This is a genomic window from Methylobacterium sp. Leaf108, assembly GCF_001423265.1.
Classification (GTDB): Bacteria; Pseudomonadota; Alphaproteobacteria; order Rhizobiales; family Beijerinckiaceae; genus Methylobacterium.
In genome coordinates this window covers 41,801-62,532 of record NZ_LMND01000007.1, presented here as the reverse complement: position 1 = coordinate 62,532, position 20,732 = coordinate 41,801, and the positions used below count along the sequence as shown (strand labels likewise).

20 protein-coding genes and 1 tRNA gene are annotated in these 20,732 nt (G+C 72.1%); 11 read left to right on the top strand and 10 right to left on the bottom strand.

The window, feature by feature from the left end; genetic code table 11:
* Window positions 1-51 precede the first annotated feature (51 nt).
* Window positions 52-411 (top strand): cytochrome c family protein, encoded by a 360-nt coding sequence (locus ASF39_RS06810; RefSeq protein ID WP_056282113.1) that lies wholly within the window; start codon window positions 52-54, stop codon window positions 409-411.
* Between the two features lie 133 nt (window positions 412-544).
* On the opposite strand, the gene ASF39_RS06805 is transcribed toward ASF39_RS06810, so the two are convergent.
* On the bottom strand, window positions 545-1,051 hold the full coding sequence (locus ASF39_RS06805) for a MarR family transcriptional regulator (RefSeq protein ID WP_082494413.1): 507 nt from the start codon (window positions 1,049-1,051) through the stop codon (window positions 545-547).
* 759 nt (window positions 1,052-1,810) lie between these two features.
* Between ASF39_RS06805 and ASF39_RS06800 the strand changes: the two genes are divergently transcribed.
* On the top strand, window positions 1,811-2,233 hold the full coding sequence (locus ASF39_RS06800; RefSeq protein WP_056282110.1) for an organic hydroperoxide resistance protein: 423 nt from the start codon (window positions 1,811-1,813) through the stop codon (window positions 2,231-2,233).
* A gap of 122 nt (window positions 2,234-2,355) precedes the next feature.
* Here ASF39_RS06800 and ASF39_RS06795 read toward each other — a convergent pair whose 3' ends face one another.
* A complete protein-coding gene (locus tag ASF39_RS06795; RefSeq protein ID WP_056282107.1) occupies window positions 2,356-2,871 on the bottom strand; it encodes a TspO/MBR family protein in 516 nt (171 codons plus the stop codon).
* Window positions 2,872-3,028: 157 nt separating this feature from the next.
* Here ASF39_RS06795 and ASF39_RS06790 point away from each other — a divergent pair, with 157 nt between their 5' ends.
* Both ASF39_RS06790 and ASF39_RS06785 read left to right on the top strand, forming a co-directional pair.
* Window positions 3,029-4,198: an aminotransferase class V-fold PLP-dependent enzyme gene (locus ASF39_RS06790; RefSeq protein WP_056282104.1), complete on the top strand. Its 1,170-nt coding sequence runs from the start codon at window positions 3,029-3,031 to the stop codon at window positions 4,196-4,198.
* Between the two features lie 59 nt (window positions 4,199-4,257).
* On the top strand, window positions 4,258-4,686 hold the full coding sequence (locus tag ASF39_RS06785; RefSeq protein WP_055886233.1) for a hypothetical protein: 429 nt from the start codon (window positions 4,258-4,260) through the stop codon (window positions 4,684-4,686).
* 16 nt (window positions 4,687-4,702) lie between these two features.
* Here ASF39_RS06785 and mdoH read toward each other — a convergent pair whose 3' ends face one another.
* Complete coding sequence (gene mdoH, locus ASF39_RS06780; protein ID WP_082494412.1) at window positions 4,703-6,631, bottom strand: glucans biosynthesis glucosyltransferase MdoH; 1,929 nt, start codon at window positions 6,629-6,631, stop codon at window positions 4,703-4,705.
* A gap of 158 nt (window positions 6,632-6,789) precedes the next feature.
* Here mdoH and ASF39_RS06775 point away from each other — a divergent pair, with 158 nt between their 5' ends.
* Window positions 6,790-7,551 carry an SIMPL domain-containing protein gene (locus ASF39_RS06775; protein ID WP_162240578.1) on the top strand — a complete coding sequence of 254 codons (762 nt, stop codon included), beginning with the start codon at window positions 6,790-6,792 and terminating at the stop codon, window positions 7,549-7,551.
* Window positions 7,552-7,812: 261 nt separating this feature from the next.
* Window positions 7,813-9,297 carry a glucan biosynthesis protein gene (locus ASF39_RS06770; protein ID WP_056282205.1) on the top strand — a complete coding sequence of 495 codons (1,485 nt, stop codon included), beginning with the start codon at window positions 7,813-7,815 and terminating at the stop codon, window positions 9,295-9,297.
* A 229-nt stretch (window positions 9,298-9,526) separates the two neighbouring features.
* On the opposite strand, the gene ASF39_RS06765 is transcribed toward ASF39_RS06770, so the two are convergent.
* The 3 genes from ASF39_RS06765 to ASF39_RS06755 form a co-directional block, all read right to left on the bottom strand.
* The gene (locus tag ASF39_RS06765; RefSeq protein ID WP_056282099.1) at window positions 9,527-10,219 is read right to left on the bottom strand and encodes a uracil-DNA glycosylase; all 693 of its coding nucleotides are present in this window, start codon (window positions 10,217-10,219) and stop codon (window positions 9,527-9,529) included.
* Window positions 10,216-11,748, bottom strand: coding sequence for a bifunctional UDP-sugar hydrolase/5'-nucleotidase (locus ASF39_RS06760; RefSeq protein ID WP_055886224.1), 1,533 nt, complete (start codon window positions 11,746-11,748; stop codon window positions 10,216-10,218). The genes ASF39_RS06765 and ASF39_RS06760 overlap by 4 nt, the downstream gene beginning before the upstream one ends.
* Window positions 11,749-11,943: 195 nt before the next feature.
* A complete protein-coding gene (locus ASF39_RS06755; protein ID WP_055886222.1) occupies window positions 11,944-12,897 on the bottom strand; it encodes a class I SAM-dependent methyltransferase in 954 nt (317 codons plus the stop codon).
* A 185-nt stretch (window positions 12,898-13,082) separates the two neighbouring features.
* Here ASF39_RS06755 and hemH point away from each other — a divergent pair, with 185 nt between their 5' ends.
* The 3 genes from hemH to hisG all read left to right on the top strand — a co-directional run bounded on the left by hemH (window position 13,083) and on the right by hisG (window position 16,601).
* Complete coding sequence (gene hemH, locus ASF39_RS06750) at window positions 13,083-14,150, top strand: ferrochelatase (protein WP_056282202.1); 1,068 nt, start codon at window positions 13,083-13,085, stop codon at window positions 14,148-14,150.
* 308 nt (window positions 14,151-14,458) lie between these two features.
* Entirely contained in the window at window positions 14,459-15,586 is a 1,128-nt protein-coding gene (locus ASF39_RS06745) for an ATP phosphoribosyltransferase regulatory subunit (protein ID WP_055886218.1), read from the top strand.
* A gap of 13 nt (window positions 15,587-15,599) precedes the next feature.
* The gene (gene hisG, locus ASF39_RS06740; RefSeq protein ID WP_055886480.1) at window positions 15,600-16,601 is read left to right on the top strand and encodes an ATP phosphoribosyltransferase; all 1,002 of its coding nucleotides are present in this window, start codon (window positions 15,600-15,602) and stop codon (window positions 16,599-16,601) included.
* 11 nt (window positions 16,602-16,612) lie between these two features.
* Here hisG and ASF39_RS06735 read toward each other — a convergent pair whose 3' ends face one another.
* The 3 genes from ASF39_RS06735 to ASF39_RS06725 form a co-directional block, all read right to left on the bottom strand.
* On the bottom strand, window positions 16,613-16,987 hold the full coding sequence (locus ASF39_RS06735; RefSeq protein ID WP_200938177.1) for a lysozyme inhibitor LprI family protein: 375 nt from the start codon (window positions 16,985-16,987) through the stop codon (window positions 16,613-16,615).
* 133 nt (window positions 16,988-17,120) lie between these two features.
* Window positions 17,121-17,196: transfer RNA gene (locus ASF39_RS06730), tRNA-Ala, on the bottom strand.
* Between the two features lie 187 nt (window positions 17,197-17,383).
* Window positions 17,384-17,776 carry a TIGR02300 family protein gene (locus tag ASF39_RS06725; protein ID WP_082494409.1) on the bottom strand — a complete coding sequence of 131 codons (393 nt, stop codon included), beginning with the start codon at window positions 17,774-17,776 and terminating at the stop codon, window positions 17,384-17,386.
* 293 nt (window positions 17,777-18,069) lie between these two features.
* Between ASF39_RS06725 and aroA the strand changes: the two genes are divergently transcribed.
* Together aroA and cmk are read left to right on the top strand one after the other, a co-directional pair.
* Window positions 18,070-19,419, top strand: coding sequence for a 3-phosphoshikimate 1-carboxyvinyltransferase (gene aroA, locus ASF39_RS06720; protein ID WP_056282096.1), 1,350 nt, complete (start codon window positions 18,070-18,072; stop codon window positions 19,417-19,419).
* 5 nt (window positions 19,420-19,424) lie between these two features.
* A complete protein-coding gene (gene cmk / locus ASF39_RS06715; protein WP_055886208.1) occupies window positions 19,425-20,057 on the top strand; it encodes a (d)CMP kinase in 633 nt (210 codons plus the stop codon).
* Here the strand turns inward: cmk and ASF39_RS06710 are convergent.
* Window positions 20,049-20,513, bottom strand: a complete 465-nt coding sequence (locus ASF39_RS06710) for a DUF805 domain-containing protein (RefSeq protein ID WP_056282093.1) — start codon at window positions 20,511-20,513, stop codon at window positions 20,049-20,051. The genes cmk and ASF39_RS06710 overlap by 9 nt on opposite strands.
* Between the last annotated feature and the right edge of the window lie 219 nt (window positions 20,514-20,732).

Below are 20,732 nucleotides of genomic sequence, written 5' to 3'. Positions count from 1 at the left end.
GCCGGTCGGCCATAAGCAAGCGGCGGTTGCCGCACATGGAGGAATACATCGATGCGTCATCTCATTCTCGGCGCCGCCTTCGCGCTGCTCCTTCCCCTGTCGGCTCAGGCGCAGGATGCCGCCGCCGGTGAGAAGGCATTCGTGGCCTGCAAGGCTTGCCACGCTTTCGGCAAGAACGGCGTCGGCCCCAACCTCACCGGCGTCGTGGGCCGCAAGGCCGCCTCCGTCGAGGGCTACAGCTATTCGGCCGCTCTCAAGGACTCGGGCCTGACCTGGGACGAGGCCACCCTCAAGGAGTGGCTGATCGGCCCCGCCGCCAACAAGGTGAAGGGCACCAAGATGGTCTATGCCGGCCTCAAGGACGAGAAGAAGGTCGCCGACGTGATCGCCTACCTCGCCACCATGAAGTAAGCGCCGCCCTCGACGCGTCGGCCGGACGTTCGATCCGTACCGACGTGCCGAGACCTAGCGTGCAGAGACCGTACGTCGAAGCCGTCTCCGATCGATCGGAGGCGGCTTTTTTTCATGGTCCGGGGCGGCATCCTCAGGGGTCGTCGGACTCGAGGCTGCCGTGCAGGGAGCCGCGCAACCCGACGAGCAGGTCGAGAAGGTCGCGGCGTGCCTCCGGGCTCATCCCGCTCATCCCGCCGGCCTTGGCGGGAATGCAGTCGAGCCGGCCCTCGAGTTCCCTGCCCTTGGCGGTCAGGAAGATGCTGACCTGGCGCTCGTCGGTGCGGTCGCGGGCCCGGCGGACGTGGCCGGACGCCTCCATCCGCTTGAGGAGGGGCGTCAACGTGCCGGAATCGAGGAAGAGGCGGTTGCCGATCTCCTTGACGGTCAGCCCCTCGCTTTCCCACAGCACCATCAGGACGAGGTATTGTGGATACGTGAGGTCGTGGCGCGCCAGCAGGGCGCGGTAGGCGCGTCCGAAAGCATGGGCGGCGGAATAGACCGCAAAGCAGAGCTGCGCGTCGAGCCGCTGGGCATCCCCGGCCGGGGGCGCCTCGGCGGGGGCGTCCTGCGCCGTTGCGATGGTGTGCCGGCCCGTCATGATCCGCCGTTCCGCCGGGCGATGTCGCCGCGATTTTTTGCATTCATTCCGGACCTTAGGGATATCCGGCATGCGGCACAATCCAGGGGCGGGGATCGTTCGGGGCAATCGGGTTCACCCGATTGTCGATCGTGCGGGCGCGAAGTGCGCCTCGCGAAGCGGGTGTTGCAGAACATCCATCCTACAAAGCGTCGAGCGGAGCGATGGCCAGAGCCGCGGAGGCGGCCGCCGGCGCTTGAGGCGAGTCAGACCCCCCAGGGCAATCGGGTTCACCCGATTGCCTTTTGGGGATCGTGTCAGAGTTCCGAACCCAGCGGACTGTCATCGCGTGCGGCCGAGACGGCCACGCTCCCATCATTCCGGGTCTGGGGAGCAGGGCCCGGAATCCAGGACCACCACATGCGTCCAAGACGGCTTGCGTCGGCGGCCCCGGGTTCCGGGTTCCGGGTTCGCCTGCGCGGCGCCCCGGAAAGACGGGGAGGGGGCGTGACCGGTACGGCTCGCCGTTTCGCTCGGCGCGTCGTCGACCCGGGTTCGGAGTTCCACGGTACCCGTCCCTGGCACGGGCACGCCGTCGCGGTGGAGCGCACGCGCCCCCTTGCAACGAACTCGATTGCGCACAATCTGGTTCTGAGGCAAGGCGGCGGTCGGCGCGTCCGGTCACCGCATCGGCGCGGAACGGCAGGCCGCCCTCGGGCCTTTTACCGACGCCACCGTCCCACGCGACAGCCGGCCCCCGCGCACAACCAGGAGATCGACATGAAGGCTCTCTATACCGCCCACGCCCATGCCACCGGCGGCCGCGAAGGCTCAGCGGCCACCGACAACGGCGCGCTCAGCGTCGGCCTCTCCACTCCGAAGGAGCTCGGCGGCGGCGGCGGCAACGGCACCAACCCCGAGCAGCTTTTCGCGGCCGGCTACGCCGCCTGCTTTCTCGGCGCGATCAAGTTCGTGGCGGCCAAGGACAAGGTGAAGATCTCCGACGACGCCAAGGTCGAGTCCACCGTCGGCATCGGCCAGCGCGACGACGGCGCCGGTTTCGGCCTCGTGGTGACCCTCAAGGCGACCCTGCCCGGCATCGACCCCGAGGTCGCCGCCGACCTCGTCAAGCGCGCCGACGTGGTCTGCCCCTATTCCCACGCCACCCGAGGCAACATCCAGGTCGACATCTCGGCGGCCTGATACGGTTTCCGCTTGGATCAAAAGCGGGAACCGTATCACCGAGCCCGCGCGGCGCCTGAGCGAAGCCCATGTCCGCATCACGAAGTGATCAACCGGAAATGGGATGAGGCGGCGGCCCGCGCTCAGTTGAGCTGCCAGAGCGCCGCGTTGAGAAGGGTCGCGAAGGCGACCCAGGCGGCGTAGGTCACCAGCAGCCAGGCGGCGATCCGGTCGTAGCGCCAGCTCGCTCGGATCGTCCACAGGATCATCACGAGCAGCGCCACCACCACGACGAGGCCCGCGCCCATGGCGTGGGCCGAAAAGAACACCGGCGTCCAGGTGGCGTTGAGGACGAGTTGCGCCGCGAAGGCGGCGACCGCCAGCCACCAGCCGCGCGAGGTCGGTCCGGTGCGGGGCCGCGCCCCGAGCAGCCGCCAGGCCGAGGCGACGATCATCAGGTCGAGGATCGTCCAGGCGACCGGAAACGCCCAGTTCGGCGGGTTGAAGCTCGGCTTCTGCAGGTGGGCGTACCAGCCCTCGATGTTGGGGGTCGTGGCCATCGACCCGATCACCGCGGTGGCGGTCACCGGCAGGATCGCCAGGGCGAGGCGCGGAAACAGGGGAGGCGGCGCGCTCGGCACCCTCGTGACGGTGGTCATGGAACCGCGGGTTCTCCAGATGGGGCGGGGCGGGCCCGCGCGTCACGCCTGAGCTTGCGATCCCGATCCCGTTCTGCAAGTCCCGATCGACAAGTCCCGATCGACAAGGCCCGATCGACACAGTCCGATCGACACCGCCTCGCCAGGAGCATCGACCATGACGCAGTCCGACCCGCCCGACGAGGCCGGCCGTCCGGTGTGGGCGCGGCGCAGCCTCGCCGCGCAGGCGATGGGCGCCGTCGACCCGGCGACGCGGGCGGTGGTGGCGCCGCTCCACGTCTCCACCACCTTCCTGCGCGATCCCGACAACGGCTACAGCTCGGGCTATTCCTACGCCCGGCCCGACAACGCCACGGTGCGCGAATGCGAAGCCGTGGTCGCGATGCTCGAGGGCGCGCCGGCCGCGATGCTGTTCGGCTCCGGCATGGCCGCGGCCACCGCGGTGTTCGGCGCCCTCGAACCCGGCGACCACGTGGTGGTGCCGCGCGTGATGTACTGGGGCCTGCGCCGCTGGCTCATGGCCGAGGCGCCGCGGCGGGGTCTCGAGATCGACGCCGTCGCCATGGACGATCTCGATGCCCTCAGGGCGGCGATGCGGCCGGGCCGGACCAGGCTCGTCTGGATCGAGACCCCCGGCAATCCGCTCTGGACCATCACCGACATCGCCGCGGCCGCGGCCATCGCGCATGAAGCCGGGGCACGTCTGGCCATCGATTCCACCGCCGCCTCGCCGATCCACACCCGGCCGCTGGCGCTCGGCGCCGACATCGTGATGCATTCGGCCACCAAGATCCTCAACGGCCATTCCGACGTGGTCGCCGGGGTGCTCGCCACCGCCATCCGCGACGCCACCTGGGAGCGGATCGGGGCGATCCGTTCGGGGGGCGGGGCGATCCTCGGGCCGTTCGAGGCCTACCTGCTGATGCGCTCCCTGCGCACCCTGCCCCTGCGGGTGGCGGCCCAATCGGCCACGGCCGCCGATCTCGCGCAGCGGTTCTCGCGCCATCCCCGCATCACGGGGGTGCTCTATCCGGGCCTGCCCGAGGACCCCGGCCACGCCGTCGCCGCCCGGCAGATGCAGGGCGGTTTCGGCTTCATGCTCTCGATCCGGGTGGCGGGCGGCGAGGCGGCGGCCATCGCCGCGGCGGCGCGGGTGCGGCTGTGGAAGCGGGCGACGTCGCTCGGTGGCGTCGAGAGCCTGATCGAGCACCGCGCGTCCGTCGAGGGGCCGGGCACGCCGTGCCCGCCGGACCTACTGCGGCTCTCGGTGGGGATCGAGGACGGCGACGACCTGTTTTCCGATCTCAACGCGGCGCTGCAATCCTGACGCGATCGAATTCCCCCCTCGCGCGTTGGGGAGGGCCCTTCTCGCGAGACCGCCAGCCCATGACCCTCCACCGCCTCCTGACGAGCGCCGCCGTCCTCGTCGCGCTCGCCCAGCCGCTGCATGCGCAGGGCGCGCCCCCCGACCTCGACCTCGAGGCCACCTGCCGCTCGGCCGGGTCGATCAGCACCGGCACGCAGAAGGAGAGCCGGGACGGCTGTCTGCGCTCCGAGCGTGAGGCGAGGGACGAGGTCAAGCGCCGGTGGGGCGAGTTCACCCCGGCGGCCAAGACCCAATGCGGCAAGCAGGCCCAGCTCGGCGGTTCGCCGGGCTACGTCGAGATGGTCACCTGCCTCGAACTGGCCAGCGGCAACCAGGGCACCGGCACCGACGGCGTCAAGGGCAAGCCGAGCCGGACGACGCCGGTCCAGCCGGCTCCCGAGCAGCGCACCAACCCCATCGACGTCCTGGGCAGGCCCGCCGGGAAGTAGGGCGACCCCGCGGGTATCAGTGCGGCGAGCCCGCCCGCACCTCTTCCGGCCGCCAGACCGGCTCGCCGGCGCGGGCGGAGCGCCCCGGCTGCCCGCCCGCGGCGGCAGGGGCGCCGCCCCGGCTCTGGGCGAGATCGATGAGCTCGGGCGCCTGGGCGGTGTCGTCGGCGGTGAGGAACAGCCCGCGGGACCGGGCGGCGCGGCCGAGGTCGGCCCGGCTCGTGAGCACGCTCTGGGCGGGGCTCGTGAGAAGGGCGAGGGCAATCGGGCCCAGCCACAGGGCGAGCCAGAGGTCGCCGGCATAGACGAGGAGCCCGGCGAGCACGGCGCCCACCACCAGGGCGTCGGCCTGCAGGCGGCAGGCCTCGCGCCAGGGCACCTGGCGGTCGTCGCGGACCTGGACGTCCCAGCGAACCACCCGGCCGAGGAAGGTGGTGGCCACGGCCCCGGCGGCGAACAGCGTCATCACCGGCCACAGCAGCACCCAGACCACCTGTTCGAGAGCCGCGCTGATCAGCAGCGAGCGGGTGCCGCCGAAGGCCGCCCGGCGCTCGGCCGAGGCCAGGACGTGGCCGAGGCTGAGCAGTTTCGGCAGAGCCATCGTGCCGATGGTCAGGACGGCGAGCGCATGGGCGGCGGGGCCGGTGCCGGTCAGCCCGTAGGCGAGCAGGCCGAGGTCGCCGGTGAGGGCGGCCTGCGTGCCGGCGGCGGCCAGGAAGGCCAGCCACAGCGGGCAGGCGAGGTAGGAGAGGATGCCCACGGCCAGGTGCCAGCGACTGGCGCCGCGCAGGCCCGGCATGCCGAGCACCCGCAGGTGCTGCATGTTGCCCTGGCACCAGCGGCGCTCGCGGCCGAGGAGATCGACGAGGTTGGTCGGCATCTCCTCCCAGGTGCCGCCCATCTCCGGCAGGAGGCGGACCTCCCAGCCGGCCCGGCGCAGGAGGGCACCCTCGACGATGTCGTGGCACAGGATCTCGCCGCCCAGGGGCGCCTTCCCCGGCAGCACCGGCAGCTCGGCGTTCTGCGCGAAGGCCTCGATCCGCAGGATCGCGTTGTGGCCCCAGTAGCTCCCGTCCGGTCCCTGCCAGGTCTCGAGGCAGCGGATGGCCAGCGGCGCGTAGAGCCGCACCGCGAACTGCTGGATGCGGGCGAACAGGGTGTCGCGGCCGGCGGCGTAGCTGACGGTCTGGATCAGGCCGACCGCGGGGGCTTCCTCCATCAGCCGCACGAGGCGGCGCATGGTGGCCCCGGTCATCAGGCTGTCGGCATCGAGCACGATCATGAAGTCGTACTCGGGGCCGTAGGTCTTGCAGAACTCGGTGATGTTGCCGGCCTTGCGGCCGGTGTTGCGCTCGCGGCGGCGGTAGCGGAACCGCGGCAGGCCGGGCCCGTTCTGCGCCGCCCAGGCGGTGATGCGCGCGAACTCGTGCTCCTCCACCGCGGCGATGGCGCCGTCGCGGGTGTCGGACAGGACGAACAGGTCGATGTCCTCGCCGTGCCCGCCCTCGCGCTGGAGCGAGCGGGCCATGACGCGCAGGGCGGAGAACACCGCCACCGCGTCTTCGGCATGGATCGCCACCACGGCGGCGGTGCGGCTCTCGCCCGAGGCCCGGGCCGGCACGGTGGCCGCGCGCCGTTCCAGCGCCGATTGGGCACGCGCGCCCATTCCCGCGGCGATCAGGCCGTAGAGGTACTGCCAGGCGACGAAGGACTGCCAGGTCATCACGAGGGCGAACAGCGTGAACACGCTCCAGCCGAGGGCGCCCACCGGGCGGCCGTAGGCGGCAAGGGCCAGCCCGGCGATGGCGCCGGCGGTGCCCAGCGTCGCCAGCGCCAGCGCCATCCGGCGGCGGGCCAGGGTCGCGGCGAGGCCGGGCTCGTCCCGGATCTCGGGCGCCTCGACCTCGGGGTGGCGCGCATCGTGTGGCGACCGGAGAAGCGACATGGCGGAACAACAATCGCGAGCGGGACAAGGCGGCTTGCAGCCTGGGGACGACATAGGGGCCGCACGCCTGAATGTCGCCCGAACGAGCGCGAGGGCTCGGCTTCAGGCGCCGGGGCGTCCATAACGCTCCCGACGCAGCGGATGACGAGGGTTCGACGATGGGACGACGAGCGACGGCGGCGGGGCGCCTCCTCCTGTGCGGCGCATTCCTGTGCGGCCCGCTGTCCGTGCCGGTCCGGGCGCAGGTCTCCGTGCCACCGACACCCGCGATGGAGTCGGTCGGCCAGGTCCGCGAAATGCTGGCGCCGGACCGGGCCGGGATCGCCTTGCGGATCGAGGCGACGGGGGCCACCGCCGAGGCGGCGAGCCGAAGCCTCGCGGCCAAGGTGAACCGGGTGCTCGGCGTCGTGACGGCGGCGGGCATCGCGGAGGCCGACACCGAGAGCGACGGCCCCACCGTCCAGGAGCTCTACGAGACGGTGCGCGACGAGCGCGGCCGCGAGCAGGTCGAGAAGCGCCGCCGCACCGGATACAGCGCCGCCTACGGATTGACCCTCACCACGTCGAACCTCGCGGGCCTGCCCGAGCTGCTGCCCCGTCTGTCCGAGGCCGAGGGCCTCGTCAGTGGGGTCGAGTTCAGCCTGAGCGACGCGCGCAGCCGCCTCCTCGCCCTTGAGGAGCGCGCCGTGAAGGACGCGCTGGAGCGGGCCGGCCGGCTGATCGCGGCCTCGGGCGCCAGGCCCGGCCGCATCCTGGCCATCGCCATCCCCGGCGACGAGGGCATGGACATGCGTCGGGCCGGCAGGCCCATGAAGGCGGCGGCCCCCGCGGCCGACCGCGAAATCCGCCTGCCGGTCCGGCCCGGCCGCATCACGATCGAGGCGCGGGTGAGCGTGACGGTGGAGATCGTGGCGCCGTGAAACGATCGTCCGGCGATCGGATCGGTTCTTGCCGGCCGCCCTTGTCCGCACGGGCGGCCCCCGACATGAGACGGTGCGAAGCGTCACAGCCCCACGTTCGTTCGAAGCCTGCACGATCGTTCCGAGAAAGAACCGATGACGGATACCTCCCTCCCGCCCGATCCCGACGCCCTCTCCCGGCGCGGCCTGCTCCAGGCGGGTCTCGCCACGGCCGCCGGGGCGCTGCTGCCCGCCGCCGCCCTCGGTCAGGAGGGCGCGCCGATGACCTTCGAGGGTGTCGTCACCCAGGCCCGCGCGCTGGCGGAGGCGCCCTACCAGCCCCAGCCCGACGACCTGCCGCCGGCCCTGGCCAAGCTCGACTACGACGCCTATCGCGCCATCATCTTCCGGCCCGAGGCCGCCCCCCGGCTCAACCGCCTGTTCTCGGTGCAGCTGTTCCACCGCGGCTTCCTGCAGAGGAAGCGCGTCGCCCTCTACCTTCAGAGCGACGTCGGGGCGCCGCGCCGGATCGCCTACGCGCCGGGCCTGTTCCAGCTCGGCGACAAACTCGCCGGCCGGAGCTTCTCGACCGAGCTCGGCTTTGCCGGCTTCCGGCTGCACTACGCCTTCGACCCGGCGAATGCCGGCCGCCAGGAGGAGTTCCTGGTCTTCCTCGGGGCCTCGTATTTCCGCTTGCGCGGCAAGGGCCAGGAGTACGGCCTGTCGGCGCGCGCGGCTGCGATCGACACCGCCAACCCCGGCCACCCGGAGGAGTTTCCCGACTTCACCGCCTTCTGGATCTGTGAACCGGAGCCCGAGGCGCGGGCGGTGACGGTGCTGGCGCTGCTCGATTCGCCGAGCCTGTCGGGGGCCTACCGGTTCGACATCGCGCCGGGCGACCCCTCGCGCATCACGGTCACGTCCTCGCTGCACCCGCGCCAGGCGATCGGGCGGCTGGGGATCGCACCCCTCACCAGCATGTTCCTGCACGGCCAGAACGGGCCGGGCGCGCGCAACGCCGTGCCCCTCGACGATTACCGGCCGCAGGTCCACGATTCCGACGGGTTGGTGGTGGCCACACCCGGCGACCGGGCATGGCGGCCGCTCGTCAACGGCCGTGCCGGGCCGCAGGCGTCCCTGTTCCGGGCCGACGACCTCGTGGGCTTCGGGCTGCTGCAGCGCGAGCGCCGCTTTGCCGCCTATCTCGACGTCCAGGCCCGGCAGGAGGCCCGTCCCGGCCTGTGGGTGGCCCCCCAGCAGCCGGGCGGCTTCGGGCCGGGCGCGGTGGAGCTGTTCGAGATCCCCTCCCGGGAGGAATACGCCGACAACATCGTGGCCGCCTTCGTGCCGAACGGACCTGTCGCGCAGGGCGCGCGCCTCTCCTTCGACTACACCCTGACTACGGTGGGCCAGGAGCCCGACCCGGCCATCCCCGGCGACCTGGCGCGGGTGGTCTCGACCCGGGTCGGGTCGCCCGACCAGCTGCGCGTGGTCAAGCCGCCGATCCCCGAGCGTCGCCTCTTCGCCATCGACTTCGAGGGCGCGAACCTGCCCGACAGCGCGGAGGCCGACATCACCGCCAGCGTCTCGGCCAGCGCCGGCAAGATGGTCGATCCGGTGATGGAGAAGGTCACGCCCACCGGCGGCTGGCGCCTCTACGTCGAATGGCGTCCCCCGACCCCGCTGCCCCCCGGCGACATCGTGCTGCGCGCCCGCCTGATGTTCGGCGGCAAGCCGGTGAGCGAGACCTGGGACGCGGTGGTGTAGCGGTAGGATCTCGCGCTCAGAGCCTGTTTGATCTGTATTTCCAAGGCTTTCCCTCATCCTGAGGTGCCGCGAAGGCGGCCTCGAAGGAGACCTCCAGGGATCGCGGCGTCCCCTGGAGGTCTCCTTCGAGGCTCCTTGCCAAGGCAAGGAGCGCCTCAGGATGAGGGAACGAGCCGGGACACGCTGTCTTGGCCCGCGGGGATGAGCTGATATCGTTGGTCGAACAGGCTCAATCCAAACGCCAGTCGATCGGCGCGACGCCGTTCCGCACCAGCCAGTCATTCGCCTTGTCGAAGGGTCGTGAGCCGGCAAAGTCGCGCAGGCGGTTGAGGGGCGAGGGGTGGCCGCTCTCGACGATGCCGTGGCGGTTCGTGTCGATCAGGGCGGCCCGCGCCCTCGCCGGGGCGCCCCACAGCAGGAACACCACCGGGCGGCCCTGGGCGGAGAGGTGGCCCACGACCTCGTCGGTGAGGGCCGACCAGCCGTAGCGCAGGTGCGCGCCGGCCTTGCCGGCCTCCACCGTGAGGGCCGTGTTGAGCAGGAGCACGCCGCGCCGCGCCCAGGGGGAGAGGTCGCCGGTGGGGGGCACCGGCGCGCCGCCGGGGCATTCGGCCAGGATCACCTTGAGGGAGGCCGGAAGCCGGCGCGGGCCGACGTAGGAGAAGGCGAGGCCATGGGCGTCGCCCGGCGTCGGATAGGGGTCCTGTCCGAGGACCACGGCCTTCACCGCCTCGGGCGGCGTCAGCGCCAGCGCCGCGAAGATGTCGTCGGGGGCGGGCAGCACCGTAGCGCCCTCGGCGATGCGCGCATCGATTCTGGTTGCCACCGCATCGGCCGCCCCGCCCGAGAAGAACGGCAGTTCCAGCCAGCCCGACCCGCAGGCGCGGAAGCGGGCGAGCGCGGTGGCGACGGGCCCCGTCACCGGATCACGATGCGGCCCTGCGCCTCCACGCCCAGGGGGGCCTTTTCGCGGATGAAGGCCATCACCTCGTTGGCGAGCAGCCTGCCGTCGCTCGGGGAGACCAGGGTGCGGCCTTCCGAGAGGGCGCTGTAGCCGTTGCCGCCGTCGAACAGGAAGCTGTTGGAGGCGACCGTGTAGCTGCGCGATTCGTCGAGGGCGCCGCCGGCGACGCTGATGGCGCTGATGCGCCGGCCCGGCGGCCTGGTGGCATCGACGGTGACGGCGAGGCCCGAGACCTGCGGGAAGCGCCCGGCCGGCCGGCCGACCTCGCCGAATCCGGTCTCGAGCAGGCTGCGGATCTGGGCGCCGGTGAGCGAGACCAGCACGGTGGTGTTGCCGAACGGCAGTTCGCTCAGGATGTCGCGGCGGGTCAGCACGGTGCCGGCCGGGTAGAGCTTGTCGCCGCGGATGCCGCCGCCGTTGGTGATCGCGATCTCGGCCTTGTGGGAGGAGCGCAGGGCGTCGGCCACGAGGTTGCCGAAGCTGGACTCGCGGGCCCGCACCGTGGCGATCCGGCTGTCGAGTTCGCCCTCGGTGACGCCGACCGGCACGTCGAGCTCGCGAGACAGCCGCGATTCGAGGCGCGCCACCACCGCGGCGGCCTCCGGGTCCGGCGGCACGGTGCTGGTGTCGTGGATGCGAAAGCTCGGCCGCCACGCGACCTGCCGGGTCTTGCCCTGGCCGGTGACGGTGGCGAAGACGTCGAGGGCGGTGACGAAGCGGGCGTCGAAGCTCGATTCGACCATGGCGCGCTGGCCGTCGTAGCGCACCACGAGGTCGTGGTCGTGGCCCGACAGCAGGATGTCGACGAGGCCGGTGGCCAGGATCGCCTCGTCGAGGGCGCGGCCGGTGTGGGCGACGCAGACGACGAGGTCGGCGCCGGCTGCGCGCAGGGCCGGGGCCTCCCGGGCGAGCGCCTGCAACTCGGGCTCGAACACGAGGTCGCCGGGGCTCGATTTCTCGGCGGTGGTGGAGAGGGTGAGGCCGAGGAGGCCGACCTTGACGCCGCCGAGGGTGACGAGGGTGCTGTCGCGCAGGCCGTGCAGGCGCTGGCCCCCGGCATCGCGCAGGTTGGCGGCGAAGACCGGGAAGTTCGCTTCGCCCATGCGCTGGACGAACACCGCCGGGCCGAAGTCGAACTCGTGGTTGCCGGGCACGAAGATGTCCGGCGGCGCGATGTTGAGGAGTTCGACGATGTGGGCGCCGCGGTCGAAGCCGGACATCAGCGAGGGCGAGAGCGAATCGCCGGCGTGGGCGTAGAGCATCGGCACCCCGCGTGCCCGCTCGGCCCGCACCACGGCGGTGAGGCGGGGAAAGCCGCCGCGCCCCTCGTGCTCGGCCATCCGGTAGACGTCGTTGACGAGAAGGAGCGTGAAAGTCGGCTCCTGAACCGGCGCCTGGATCGCCGCATGCGCCGGCCCTGCGATGCCCGTCGCGAGGCCCGCTCCGAGACCGAGACCGAACGTCTGGCGGCGGTTGGGAGGGGACATGATGGCGATCGTCTCCGGAACGTGGTTGCGACCACGATGTGGTGAATACCTTATACCAGCGACCTTCGACCGCGTCCGGTCAAGGGCACCCGCACACCGGACGGGACAGGATCGCTGGTGGTGACCGTCGGTCTTAGACCGACGATCATGAAGGTCAGACAACAGCCGGGCGGCGGCTCCCGCGAAAAAACCGGCTCAGCGCGAGGAGAAGGTGTCGCGCACCGCCTTGGCGTTGCGCCGCAGCATCGGCAGCACCCAGGCGCCCGAGGCCAGGAAGGCGCCCGGCGCCATCGGTTCGAGGTCCACCGCCAGGCGTTCGGCGAGGCCGGGGTTGGCGAGGGCCGGCATCGGCGCGTCGGTGCGCCGGTAGACCACCGTCGTGTCCTCGCGCCAGAAATCGGGGTGCGGCACCAGGCCGGCGCGGCGGGCCGTGAGGTCGAGGGTCTGGCGCACGAAGCCGTGGACGTGGGCGAAGTGGAAGCGCTCGTGCGGCGGTTTGCCGGTGGCGGCCATGTTGGGCACGGCGATGTAGAGCAGCCCATCCGGCTTGAGCCAGCGCACGAGGCGCAGGGCGACGTCGGCGGGGTCGCGCAGGTGCTCGAAGACGTGGTGGGTGGTGATGACGTCGAAGTAGCCGGGCGCGAAGCGGTCGTCCTCGGCGTCGTCGAGGACCTCGATGCCGTGGTGCGTCCGGGCGTAGGCCGCGTAGTCGCGCCCCGGCTCGACGCCCACCGCCTCGCAGCCGAGCCCGCGGGCCGCGGCCAGGAACTCCCCCGAGCCGGAGCCGAAATCGAGCACCCGCGCGCCGGGCTTGAGCTTGGGCGCCAGGAGTTCGGCCCGGAACGCGGCCTCGCGGGCGCTGCGCTTGAGATGGTGGCGCGGCGGCCCGCCGGCGAAGGCGAGCTGGTAGTCGGCCCGGTAGGCGTGGGCGTAGTAATGCGCCAATTCGTCGGGCGTCGGCATCGGGTCGGTGCGGATCAGGCCGCATTGGGCGCAGGCGACGGAGCGCAGCGTCTTCAGCCGGCGGTCGCTCTTGGCCACCACCACCGCCTCGGCCGAGCCGCAGAGATTGCAGGCCGTGGCCTCACCCCTGTACGGATAGCCGGTGAACGGCATGAAGTGGTTCAGGAAGTACCGGGGAGACGGCATGTCGCGCCTTGATCGATCGGGGCATCGCTGGCAGGGCCTGTGATCTAGTTAGATATGCACGGGTAGACAACCGTGCCCTATGTGGCCGGTCAGGCCGCCGCCGCGTCGGTGCCCCAGCGGGAAGTGTGATGAACGAACGCGTCGAACCGGCCCAGGTGAATCCGGCCCAACTGCAGCCGGCCCCGATGAAGCAGGCCCAGGTGCATCCGGCGTCGGCGCCGGTGAACCAGCCCGTCGCGGGCACCCTGCCGCCCGAACATCCGGCCGTGCGCTGGGGCCGCGTCGGCGTGCTCCTGATGAACCTGGGCACGCCCGAGGGCACCAGCTACTGGCCGATGCGCCGCTACCTCAAGGAGTTCCTCTCGGACCGGCGCGTCATCGAGGTGCCGCGCCTGATCTGGTGGCCGCTCCTCAACCTCGTGATCCTGACCAAGCGCCCGGGTCCGAAGGGCCGCGACTACGCCAGCGTCTGGAACAACGAGCGCAACGAGGGCCCCCTCAAGACCATCACGCGCGGCCAATGCGAGCGCCTGCAGGAGATGATGGGCGACCGCGTCGTGGTCGATTGGGCGATGCGCTACGGCAAGCCGGAGGTGTCGCTCCGCCTGCAGGCCCTGCTCGACCAGGGCTGCGACAAGATCCTCCTGGTGCCGCTCTACCCGCAATACGCCGCCGCGACCTCGGCCACCGCCTGCGACCAGGCCTTCAAGGCCCTCATGCAGATGCGCTGGCAGCCCACCGTCCGGGTCTCGGCGCCCTATCACGACGACCCGGTCTACATCGAGGCGATGGCCCAATCGATCCGCGAGGGGCTGGCCAAGCTCGACTTCGACCCGGAGGTGATCCTGACCTCCTTCCACGGGGTGCCCAAGAGCTACCTCCTCAAGGGCGACCCCTACCATTGCCAGTGCGTGAAGACCGGCCGCCTCATCCGCGAGGCGCTGGGCTTCTCGCCCGAGCGCATGCGCACCACCTTCCAGTCGCGCTTCGGCAACGAGGAATGGCTTAGGCCCTACACCGACGAGACCGTGCAGACCCTGGCCAAGGAAGGCGTCAAGCGCATGGCGATCGTGGCGCCGGGCTTCACCGCCGACTGCCTCGAGACGCTGGAGGAACTCGACGGCGAGAACCGCCACTACTTCGAGGACAACGGCGGCGAACGCTTCGCCTATATCCCCTGCCTCAACGACAGCGACCTCGGCATGAAGGTCATCGCCAACGTGGTGAACCGGGAGTTGCAGGGCTGGGCGTGAGGGAAGGCCGTCGGCCGCAGGACGGCGGTGGCCGAGCGACGGCACCGCTTCGCGGCACTCCCTCGGCGGCGTCCCGGATCATCCCTCCCGTCGCTACGGGCATCCGGGAGAGGGTCGGGTTTCACGCGTCGCGCTGAAGCGCTGCTTTCCGGAAAGGCGCCTGCCCATATGCCGGGCGCCGCCCTTCCACCGCCATGACGGTGCAGGGGGCGACGACGGGTAAAAGACCTCTGTCGCCAAACACGGCCCGGGTTGATAAGGGCTCACCATCGACACGATGCCCCACCTCGAAGGCGGCGAGCGGACCCATGACGAGACCGGAGGCGGGCGGCGCCAGCGACGACGGCCGGAGGCAGGCGGCCCTGGCCGCCCATTTCGCCGCGCAGGGCTACGGCGCGGTCACGCCGCCGGTGCTGCAGCCGGTGGAGCCCTTCCTGGAACTGTCCGGCGAGGACATCCGCCGGCGCATCTTCGTCACGCAGGATGCGGCGGGCGCCGAATACTGCCTGCGACCCGAGTTCACGATCCCCGTCTGCCGCCATCACCTGACACGCGGCCTCGGGGCCGGCGCCGACTACAGCTACCTCGGGCCGGTGTTCCGGCTGGCGCGCGGCGAACCCGACGAGTTCTTGCAGGCGGGCATCGAATCGATCGGACGCGTCGACGTCCCGGCGGCGGATGCCGAGGTGGTGGGATTGGCGCTGGAGGGGCTGGCCCTGTTCGGCCGCACCGAGGTGGTGGTGCGCCTGGGCGACATGGGCCTCACCCACAGCTTCCTCGACGCCCTCGCGGTGCCCCCGGCCGCCAAGCGCCGCACCCTGCGGGCGCTCGCCGGCGGGCGCTCGCTGGACGAGGTCGCCAACGCGGCCAGCGTCGAGGACCCGCACGCGGGCCTGCTGTCGGCGATCCAGGGCCAGGACCCGCGCGGGGTGCGCGCCTTCGTCGAGGACGTGCTGTCCATCGCCGGCATCTCGCGGGTGGGCGGGCGCAGCGCCGGCGAGATCGCCGAGCGCTTCCTCGCCAAGGCCGCGGCCCAGGCCAACGGCGGCGCCGGACTCAACGCCGAGAACCGCGCCTTGATCGAGCGCTACCGGGCGATCGACGCCGATCCCGACCGGGCGGCGGGCCAGATCAGGGCCTTGGCGCGGGACGCGGGCCTCGACCATCCGCCGCTCGACGAGGCCATCGGCCTCGTGGAGGAGCGCACCGGCTTCATGGCCGCGCGCGGCCTCGAGGTGGAACGGTTCCGATTCTCGGCCGGCTTCGCGCGCAACCTCGATTATTACACCGGCATGATCTTCGAGGTGACGGACACGGGCGCCGCCACGGTCCTGGTCGGCGGCGGCCGCTACGATGGCCTGCTGCAGCACCTCGGCAGCCCGGTGCCGGTGCCGGCGGTGGGCTGCGCCTTCTGGCTCGCCCGGATGGCGGCGTGAGAGGGACATGGTGATGCCGGACAGCCCCCAGATGCCCACCGCCCTCGTCCTCGCCGTGCCCTCCAAGGGCCGGCTGCAGGAGAACGCCTCCGCCTTCTTCGCCCGCGCCGGGCTCAAGCTCGCGCAGGGTACCGGCGCGCGCGACTACCGCGGTCGCCTCGTCGGCGTCCCCAACGTCGAGGTGCGCTACCTGTCGGCCTCCGAGATCGCGAGCCAGCTCGCCAGCGGCGCGGCGCATCTGGGCATCACCGGCGAGGACCTGATCCGCGAGACGCTGCCGGAGGCGAGCGGCCAGGTCGAGCTGATCACGCCGCTGGGCTTCGGCCAGGCGACGGTGGTGGTGGCGGTGCCCCAGGCCTGGATCGACGTGCGCGCCATGGCCGACCTCGACGAGGTCGCCGCCGAGATGCGGATCCGCCAGGGCCGGCGCCTGCGCATCGCCACGAAATACGTCAACCTCACCCGGCGCTTCTTTGCCGACCACGGGGTCGCCGACTACCGCATCGTCGAGAGTCTCGGCGCCACCGAGGGCGCCCCGGCGGCGGGCTCGGCCGAGATCGTGGTCGACATCACCACGACGGGCGCGACGCTGGCGGCCAACGCCCTCAAGGTGCTCGACGACGGCACCATCCTGCGCTCCGAGGCCAACCTCGTGGCCTCCCTGAAGGCCGAGTGGGGCGCGACCCAGCGGGCGGCCCTGCGCACGGTCCTCGGCCGCATCGCCGCGGAGGAGCGCGCCCGCATCGGCCGCGAGGTGCGCGCCGGAATGCCGATGAGCGGCGACATCGATCTGGCCGGTATCAGTGCCCTGCACGACGCCACGCTGCCCTACGGCGCGCCCACGGGCCGCGACGGCGAGATCGTGATGCAGTGCCCGGTCGACGCGGTGTTCGACCTGGCCGACGCCCTGGTGGCGGCCGGCGCCAGCTCGGTGAGCGTGCGCCGGACCGACTACGCCTTCACGGCCGAGAACCCGCTCCTCGACCGCTTGCTCGCGCGCCTGCCGCCGGCCTGAAGGCCGGCCGCCTACTGCGGACCCTGCTTGGCGAATTCGGCGAAGACCGCGCGCAGGGTCGTCAGACGGGCGTCGTAGGCCCCGCGCAGGCAGGCCTTGTCGCCGGCACAGCTGGCCCGTTCCTTCAGCCAGGCCTCCTGGTCCTCGCGCAGCTTGGCGTTGCCGCCCATCGGCAGCATCGCCCGCAGGATCTCGAACCGCGTCGCCATCTCGACGTCGCGGTCGTTGAGCCCGAGGTCGGCGCAGATCGCGACCTCGTCGGGCGTGCGGGCCTCGGCGCAGGGAAAGCTGGCGGCGGACGCCGGTGCCGCGCCAGACAGGGCGGCGGCCAGGACAAGGCCGGGGAGGACGGACGGGCGCATGCTCATGGAGCGAGAACGGTGCATCGACCGATCCCGTTGCATCGACGTGGCGACCATCGTGAGAATCGGGGAAAGCCGACGCAGATTGCCAGCACCGGCACCGAACGTGCCCGGCCTGCGATAGCCTCGTCACGGCGGCTGACGTGTAAGAAGTGAATGGTGGAGCCTAACGGGATCGAACCGATGACCTCTTCCATGCCATGGAAGCGCTCTCCCAGCTGAGCTAAGGCCCCACATTCAGTGGCCGGGACCCTCGTAAAAGGTCCGTCCCGGCTGTCGTTCCGGCCGGGCGTCTTGGGCGACGTCCGGCGGAGGCGGTTCTATATTCGGGCCGTTGCCCGGACTCAACCCCTTCGATGCCGATCGGAGAGGATTTTTTTAGCCGGCCTCGTCGGGGGAGGTCCGGGTCGACGAGACCGATCAGGTCTCCTCGTCGTTCTCGATGTCGCCGTCGATGAGGTCGGCCACGTCGTCGTCCCCGGCATCCTCCTCCTCGAGGAAGGTGTCGTCGGCATCGGCGGTGTCGCCGTCGGCGTCGTCCGCCACGGGATCGGCCTCGTCCTCGGCCGCCTCGACCTCGTCGAGGGAGACGATCTCGGGTCCGCCCTTCTCGGCCTCGACGTCCTCGTCGTCGTCGGCCGGCACCGCGGCGGCGCGGGCGGCGAGGGCGGGGGCGGCGATGCGGCTCGACGCGGCCGTGACCTGGTAGATCGTCCCGCATTTCGGGCAGGTCGCCGGATCGCGGTCGAGGTCATAGAACTTCGCGCCGCAGCTCATGCATTGACGCTTCAAGCCGAGTTCCGGTCTGGCCACGGGCGAAAACCTCTAAAGATGTGCGGGCTTGGGGGAGGGGGTCCGTTAGTCGGGCGCAAAGGTCCTGTCAAATCGCTCCTGCGCCGCGCCTGCCGGCCGCTCGCCGGTCCCGTGTCCGTCCCTCGTCTCTCCCTTGCCGGTCTTCGGCGGTCTGATGACGGCGCAGCCCCTGCGTGATAACCGGCGCCGAGGTGATCGGTCCGCCCCCGGCGCGGATCCGGCCGCCGACCCCGTCGCGCGCCGGCCCCGACATGACGTCGTGGTCCGGCGATCGAGCCGAAAAGCAAAGCCCCGTGTCGCACGCCTCCGCTCCCCATCCCCTCACGGCCACGGCCGGCGCCCCCTTGCGCGGCGCCCTGCGCCCGCCGGGCGACAAGTCGATCTCGCATCGGGCGATGATCCTGGGCCTGCTCAGCATCGGCGAGACCCGGGTCGAGGGCCTTCTGGAGGGCGACGACGTCCTGCGGACGGCGCAGGCGGCCAAGGCCCTGGGCGCGGGCGTCGATCGCCTCGGCGAGGGCCGCTGGGTGGTGCGCGGCGTCGGCATCGGCGGCCTGTCGGACCCCGCCGGCGTCCTCGACTTCGGCAACGCCGGCACCGGCTCGCGCCTGATGATGGGCGTCGTCGGCGGCCAGCCGGTCACCGCCACGTTCGACGGCGACGCCTCCCTGCGCAAGCGCCCGATGCGCCGCATCCTCGACCCGCTGCTGCGCATGGGCGCGCAGGTGGTCTCGGAAGGCGAGGGCGGGCGCGTTCCCCTGACCCTGCGCGGCCCCCGCGAGGCCATCCCCATCACCTACGAGACGCCGGTGGCCTCGGCGCAGATCAAGTCGGCGGTGCTGCTGGCCGGCCTCAACGCGCCGGGCACCACCACCGTGATCGAGGCGGCGGCCACCCGCGACCATACCGAGCGGATGCTGCGCCTGTTCGGGGCCGAGGTGGCGGTGACGCACACCGGCGAGGGCGGCCACGGCCGCACCATCGCGCTCACCGGCCAGCCGACCCTGCGCGGCACCGACGTGGTGGTGCCCGCCGATCCGTCCTCGGCGGCCTTCCCGCTGGTGGCCGCCCTGATCGTGCCGGGCTCGGACGTGACGATCGAAGGCGTGATGATGAATCCGCTGCGGATCGGCCTCGTCACCACGCTGATCGAGATGGGGGCCGACATCGAGCGGCTTCGCGAGCGCGAGGAGGGCGGCGAGACCGTGGCCGACCTGCGGGTGCGGGCGAGCCGCCTCACCGGCGTCGACGTGCCGCCCGAGCGCGCGCCCGCGATGATCGACGAATACCCCGTGCTGGCCGTGGCCGCGGCCTTCGCGCAGGGCACCACCCGCATGACCGGCCTACACGAACTGCGGGTGAAGGAATCCGACCGTCTCGCGGCGGTGGCGGACGGCCTGGCGGCCAACGGCGTGGCGCATCTCGTGGAGGGCGACGACCTCGTCGTCCACGGCGACGGTACCCCGCCGCGCGGCGGGGGCACGGTGGCGACCCACCTCGACCATCGCATCGCCATGGCCTTCCTGGTGATGGGTCTGGCCAGCGCCGAGCCCGTCACCGTCGACGACGGGGCGATGATCGCCACGAGTTTCCCGAGCTTCCTGCCGACGATGCAGGCCCTCGGCGCCGCGATCGCGGAGTGAGTCGGATGCCGATGGTGATCGCGATCGACGGGCCGGCGGCCTCCGGCAAGGGCACCCTGGCCAAGCGCCTGGCCGCCCATTACGGGCTGCCCCACCTCGACACCGGCCTGCTCTACCGGGCGGTGGCCCTGACGGTGCTCGACGCCGGCTACGACCTCGACGACAAGGCCGCCGCGGCCCGCGCCGCCGCGAGCCTGATCGCCGACCGCCTCGCCGACCCGCGCCTGCGCCAGCGGGCGATGGGGGAGGCGGCCTCGCGCATCTCCTCGGTGCCGGCGGTGCGCGCGGCACTGCTGGCCTGGCAGCAGCGCTTCGCCGGCGGCGAGAGCGGTGCCGTCCTCGACGGGCGCGACATCGGCACCGTGGTCTGCCCCGATGCCCGGGTGAAGCTGTTCATCACCGCGGCCCCCGAGGAGCGCGCGCGCCGCCGCCACCTCGAACTCGTGCGCCGCGGCGAGACGAGCACGCTGGCCGCGATCCTCGAGGACATCGTCGCCCGCGACGCCCGCGATTCCGCGCGCAGCACCGCCCCGCTCAAGGCCGCCGCCGACGCCGTGGTGCTCGACACCACCGATCTCGATGCCGACGAGGCCTTCGAGGCAGCCCGCGCGGTGGTGGACCGCATGCGCTCACACTGACGGCGGGCCGTCCTCGTCCGGCTGCCGCCCGTAGCGGTTGGGGCCGGGCGTGCTGGGACGCAGCCAGGTCTCGACCAGGAACCACAGCTCGAACCCCACCATCGCCAGGGCGGTGGCCAGGGTCTCCAGCGGATACGCCTCCGTGAGGTCCTCGATCGGCGCGAAGCCCGCCAGCGCCACCGCGCCGTAGGCCGCCAGCCACCACGGGCTGCGGTCCCTGTCGCGCAGGCGTCCGGCCGTGCGCGCGAGCACGGTGAGCGCCAGGGGCAGGAGGCCGGCCGCGGCGGCGATCGCCGGGCCGCGCCAGCCCTGCCCGGCCAGCCACACCGCCAGGCACAGCAGGACGGCCACGGCCAGGAGCGACCGCAGCATGTGTCGCCGGAAGGCACGGGCACCGATCCGCGGACGCGGATCGAACGCCGCCGCGAGCCGGTGATGGCTGAACCTGTCGATCATCGGTGCGGGCATCCGGGGGTGGACCTGACGGGTGGGCCGAGGGCGGCGGGCAGGGTGCGGCTCCCCTCGCCCACGGTGGGCTGGCGTCGCGAGGCCCGCCGACCGCGCCGCCGACCCTCCTCGGGAGCGAAAAATGCTGCGGGATCGCGGGGTACGGCGCAGCTTGGCGCGTGCAAGGGGACGATAACCTGTTTAGGGACGATCCGCCCGGTGCTGTCC

Excerpts from the sequence above, each read along its gene's own strand:
- ASF39_RS06810 (WP_056282113.1), top strand. The coding sequence starts at position 52 with ATGCGTCATCTCATTCTCGGCGCCGCCTTCGCGCTGCTCCTTCCCCTG.
- ASF39_RS06805 (WP_082494413.1), bottom strand. The coding sequence starts at position 1,051 with ATGACGGGCCGGCACACCATCGCAACGGCGCAGGACGCCCCCGCCGAG.
- ASF39_RS06800 (WP_056282110.1), top strand. The coding sequence starts at position 1,811 with ATGAAGGCTCTCTATACCGCCCACGCCCATGCCACCGGCGGCCGCGAA.
- ASF39_RS06795 (WP_056282107.1), bottom strand. The coding sequence starts at position 2,871 with ATGACCACCGTCACGAGGGTGCCGAGCGCGCCGCCTCCCCTGTTTCCG.
- ASF39_RS06790 (WP_056282104.1), top strand. The coding sequence starts at position 3,029 with ATGACGCAGTCCGACCCGCCCGACGAGGCCGGCCGTCCGGTGTGGGCG.
- ASF39_RS06785 (WP_055886233.1), top strand. The coding sequence starts at position 4,258 with ATGACCCTCCACCGCCTCCTGACGAGCGCCGCCGTCCTCGTCGCGCTC.
- mdoH (WP_082494412.1), bottom strand. The coding sequence starts at position 6,631 with ATGTCGCTTCTCCGGTCGCCACACGATGCGCGCCACCCCGAGGTCGAG.
- ASF39_RS06775 (WP_162240578.1), top strand. The coding sequence starts at position 6,790 with ATGGGACGACGAGCGACGGCGGCGGGGCGCCTCCTCCTGTGCGGCGCA.
- ASF39_RS06770 (WP_056282205.1), top strand. The coding sequence starts at position 7,813 with ATGACCTTCGAGGGTGTCGTCACCCAGGCCCGCGCGCTGGCGGAGGCG.
- ASF39_RS06760 (WP_055886224.1), bottom strand. The coding sequence starts at position 11,748 with ATGTCCCCTCCCAACCGCCGCCAGACGTTCGGTCTCGGTCTCGGAGCG.
- ASF39_RS06755 (WP_055886222.1), bottom strand. The coding sequence starts at position 12,897 with ATGCCGTCTCCCCGGTACTTCCTGAACCACTTCATGCCGTTCACCGGC.
- hemH (WP_056282202.1), top strand. The coding sequence starts at position 13,083 with ATGAAGCAGGCCCAGGTGCATCCGGCGTCGGCGCCGGTGAACCAGCCC.
- ASF39_RS06745 (WP_055886218.1), top strand. The coding sequence starts at position 14,459 with ATGACGAGACCGGAGGCGGGCGGCGCCAGCGACGACGGCCGGAGGCAG.
- hisG (WP_055886480.1), top strand. The coding sequence starts at position 15,600 with ATGCCGGACAGCCCCCAGATGCCCACCGCCCTCGTCCTCGCCGTGCCC.
- ASF39_RS06735 (WP_200938177.1), bottom strand. The coding sequence starts at position 16,987 with ATGCACCGTTCTCGCTCCATGAGCATGCGCCCGTCCGTCCTCCCCGGC.
- cmk (WP_055886208.1), top strand. The coding sequence starts at position 19,425 with ATGCCGATGGTGATCGCGATCGACGGGCCGGCGGCCTCCGGCAAGGGC.
- ASF39_RS06710 (WP_056282093.1), bottom strand. The coding sequence starts at position 20,513 with ATGATCGACAGGTTCAGCCATCACCGGCTCGCGGCGGCGTTCGATCCG.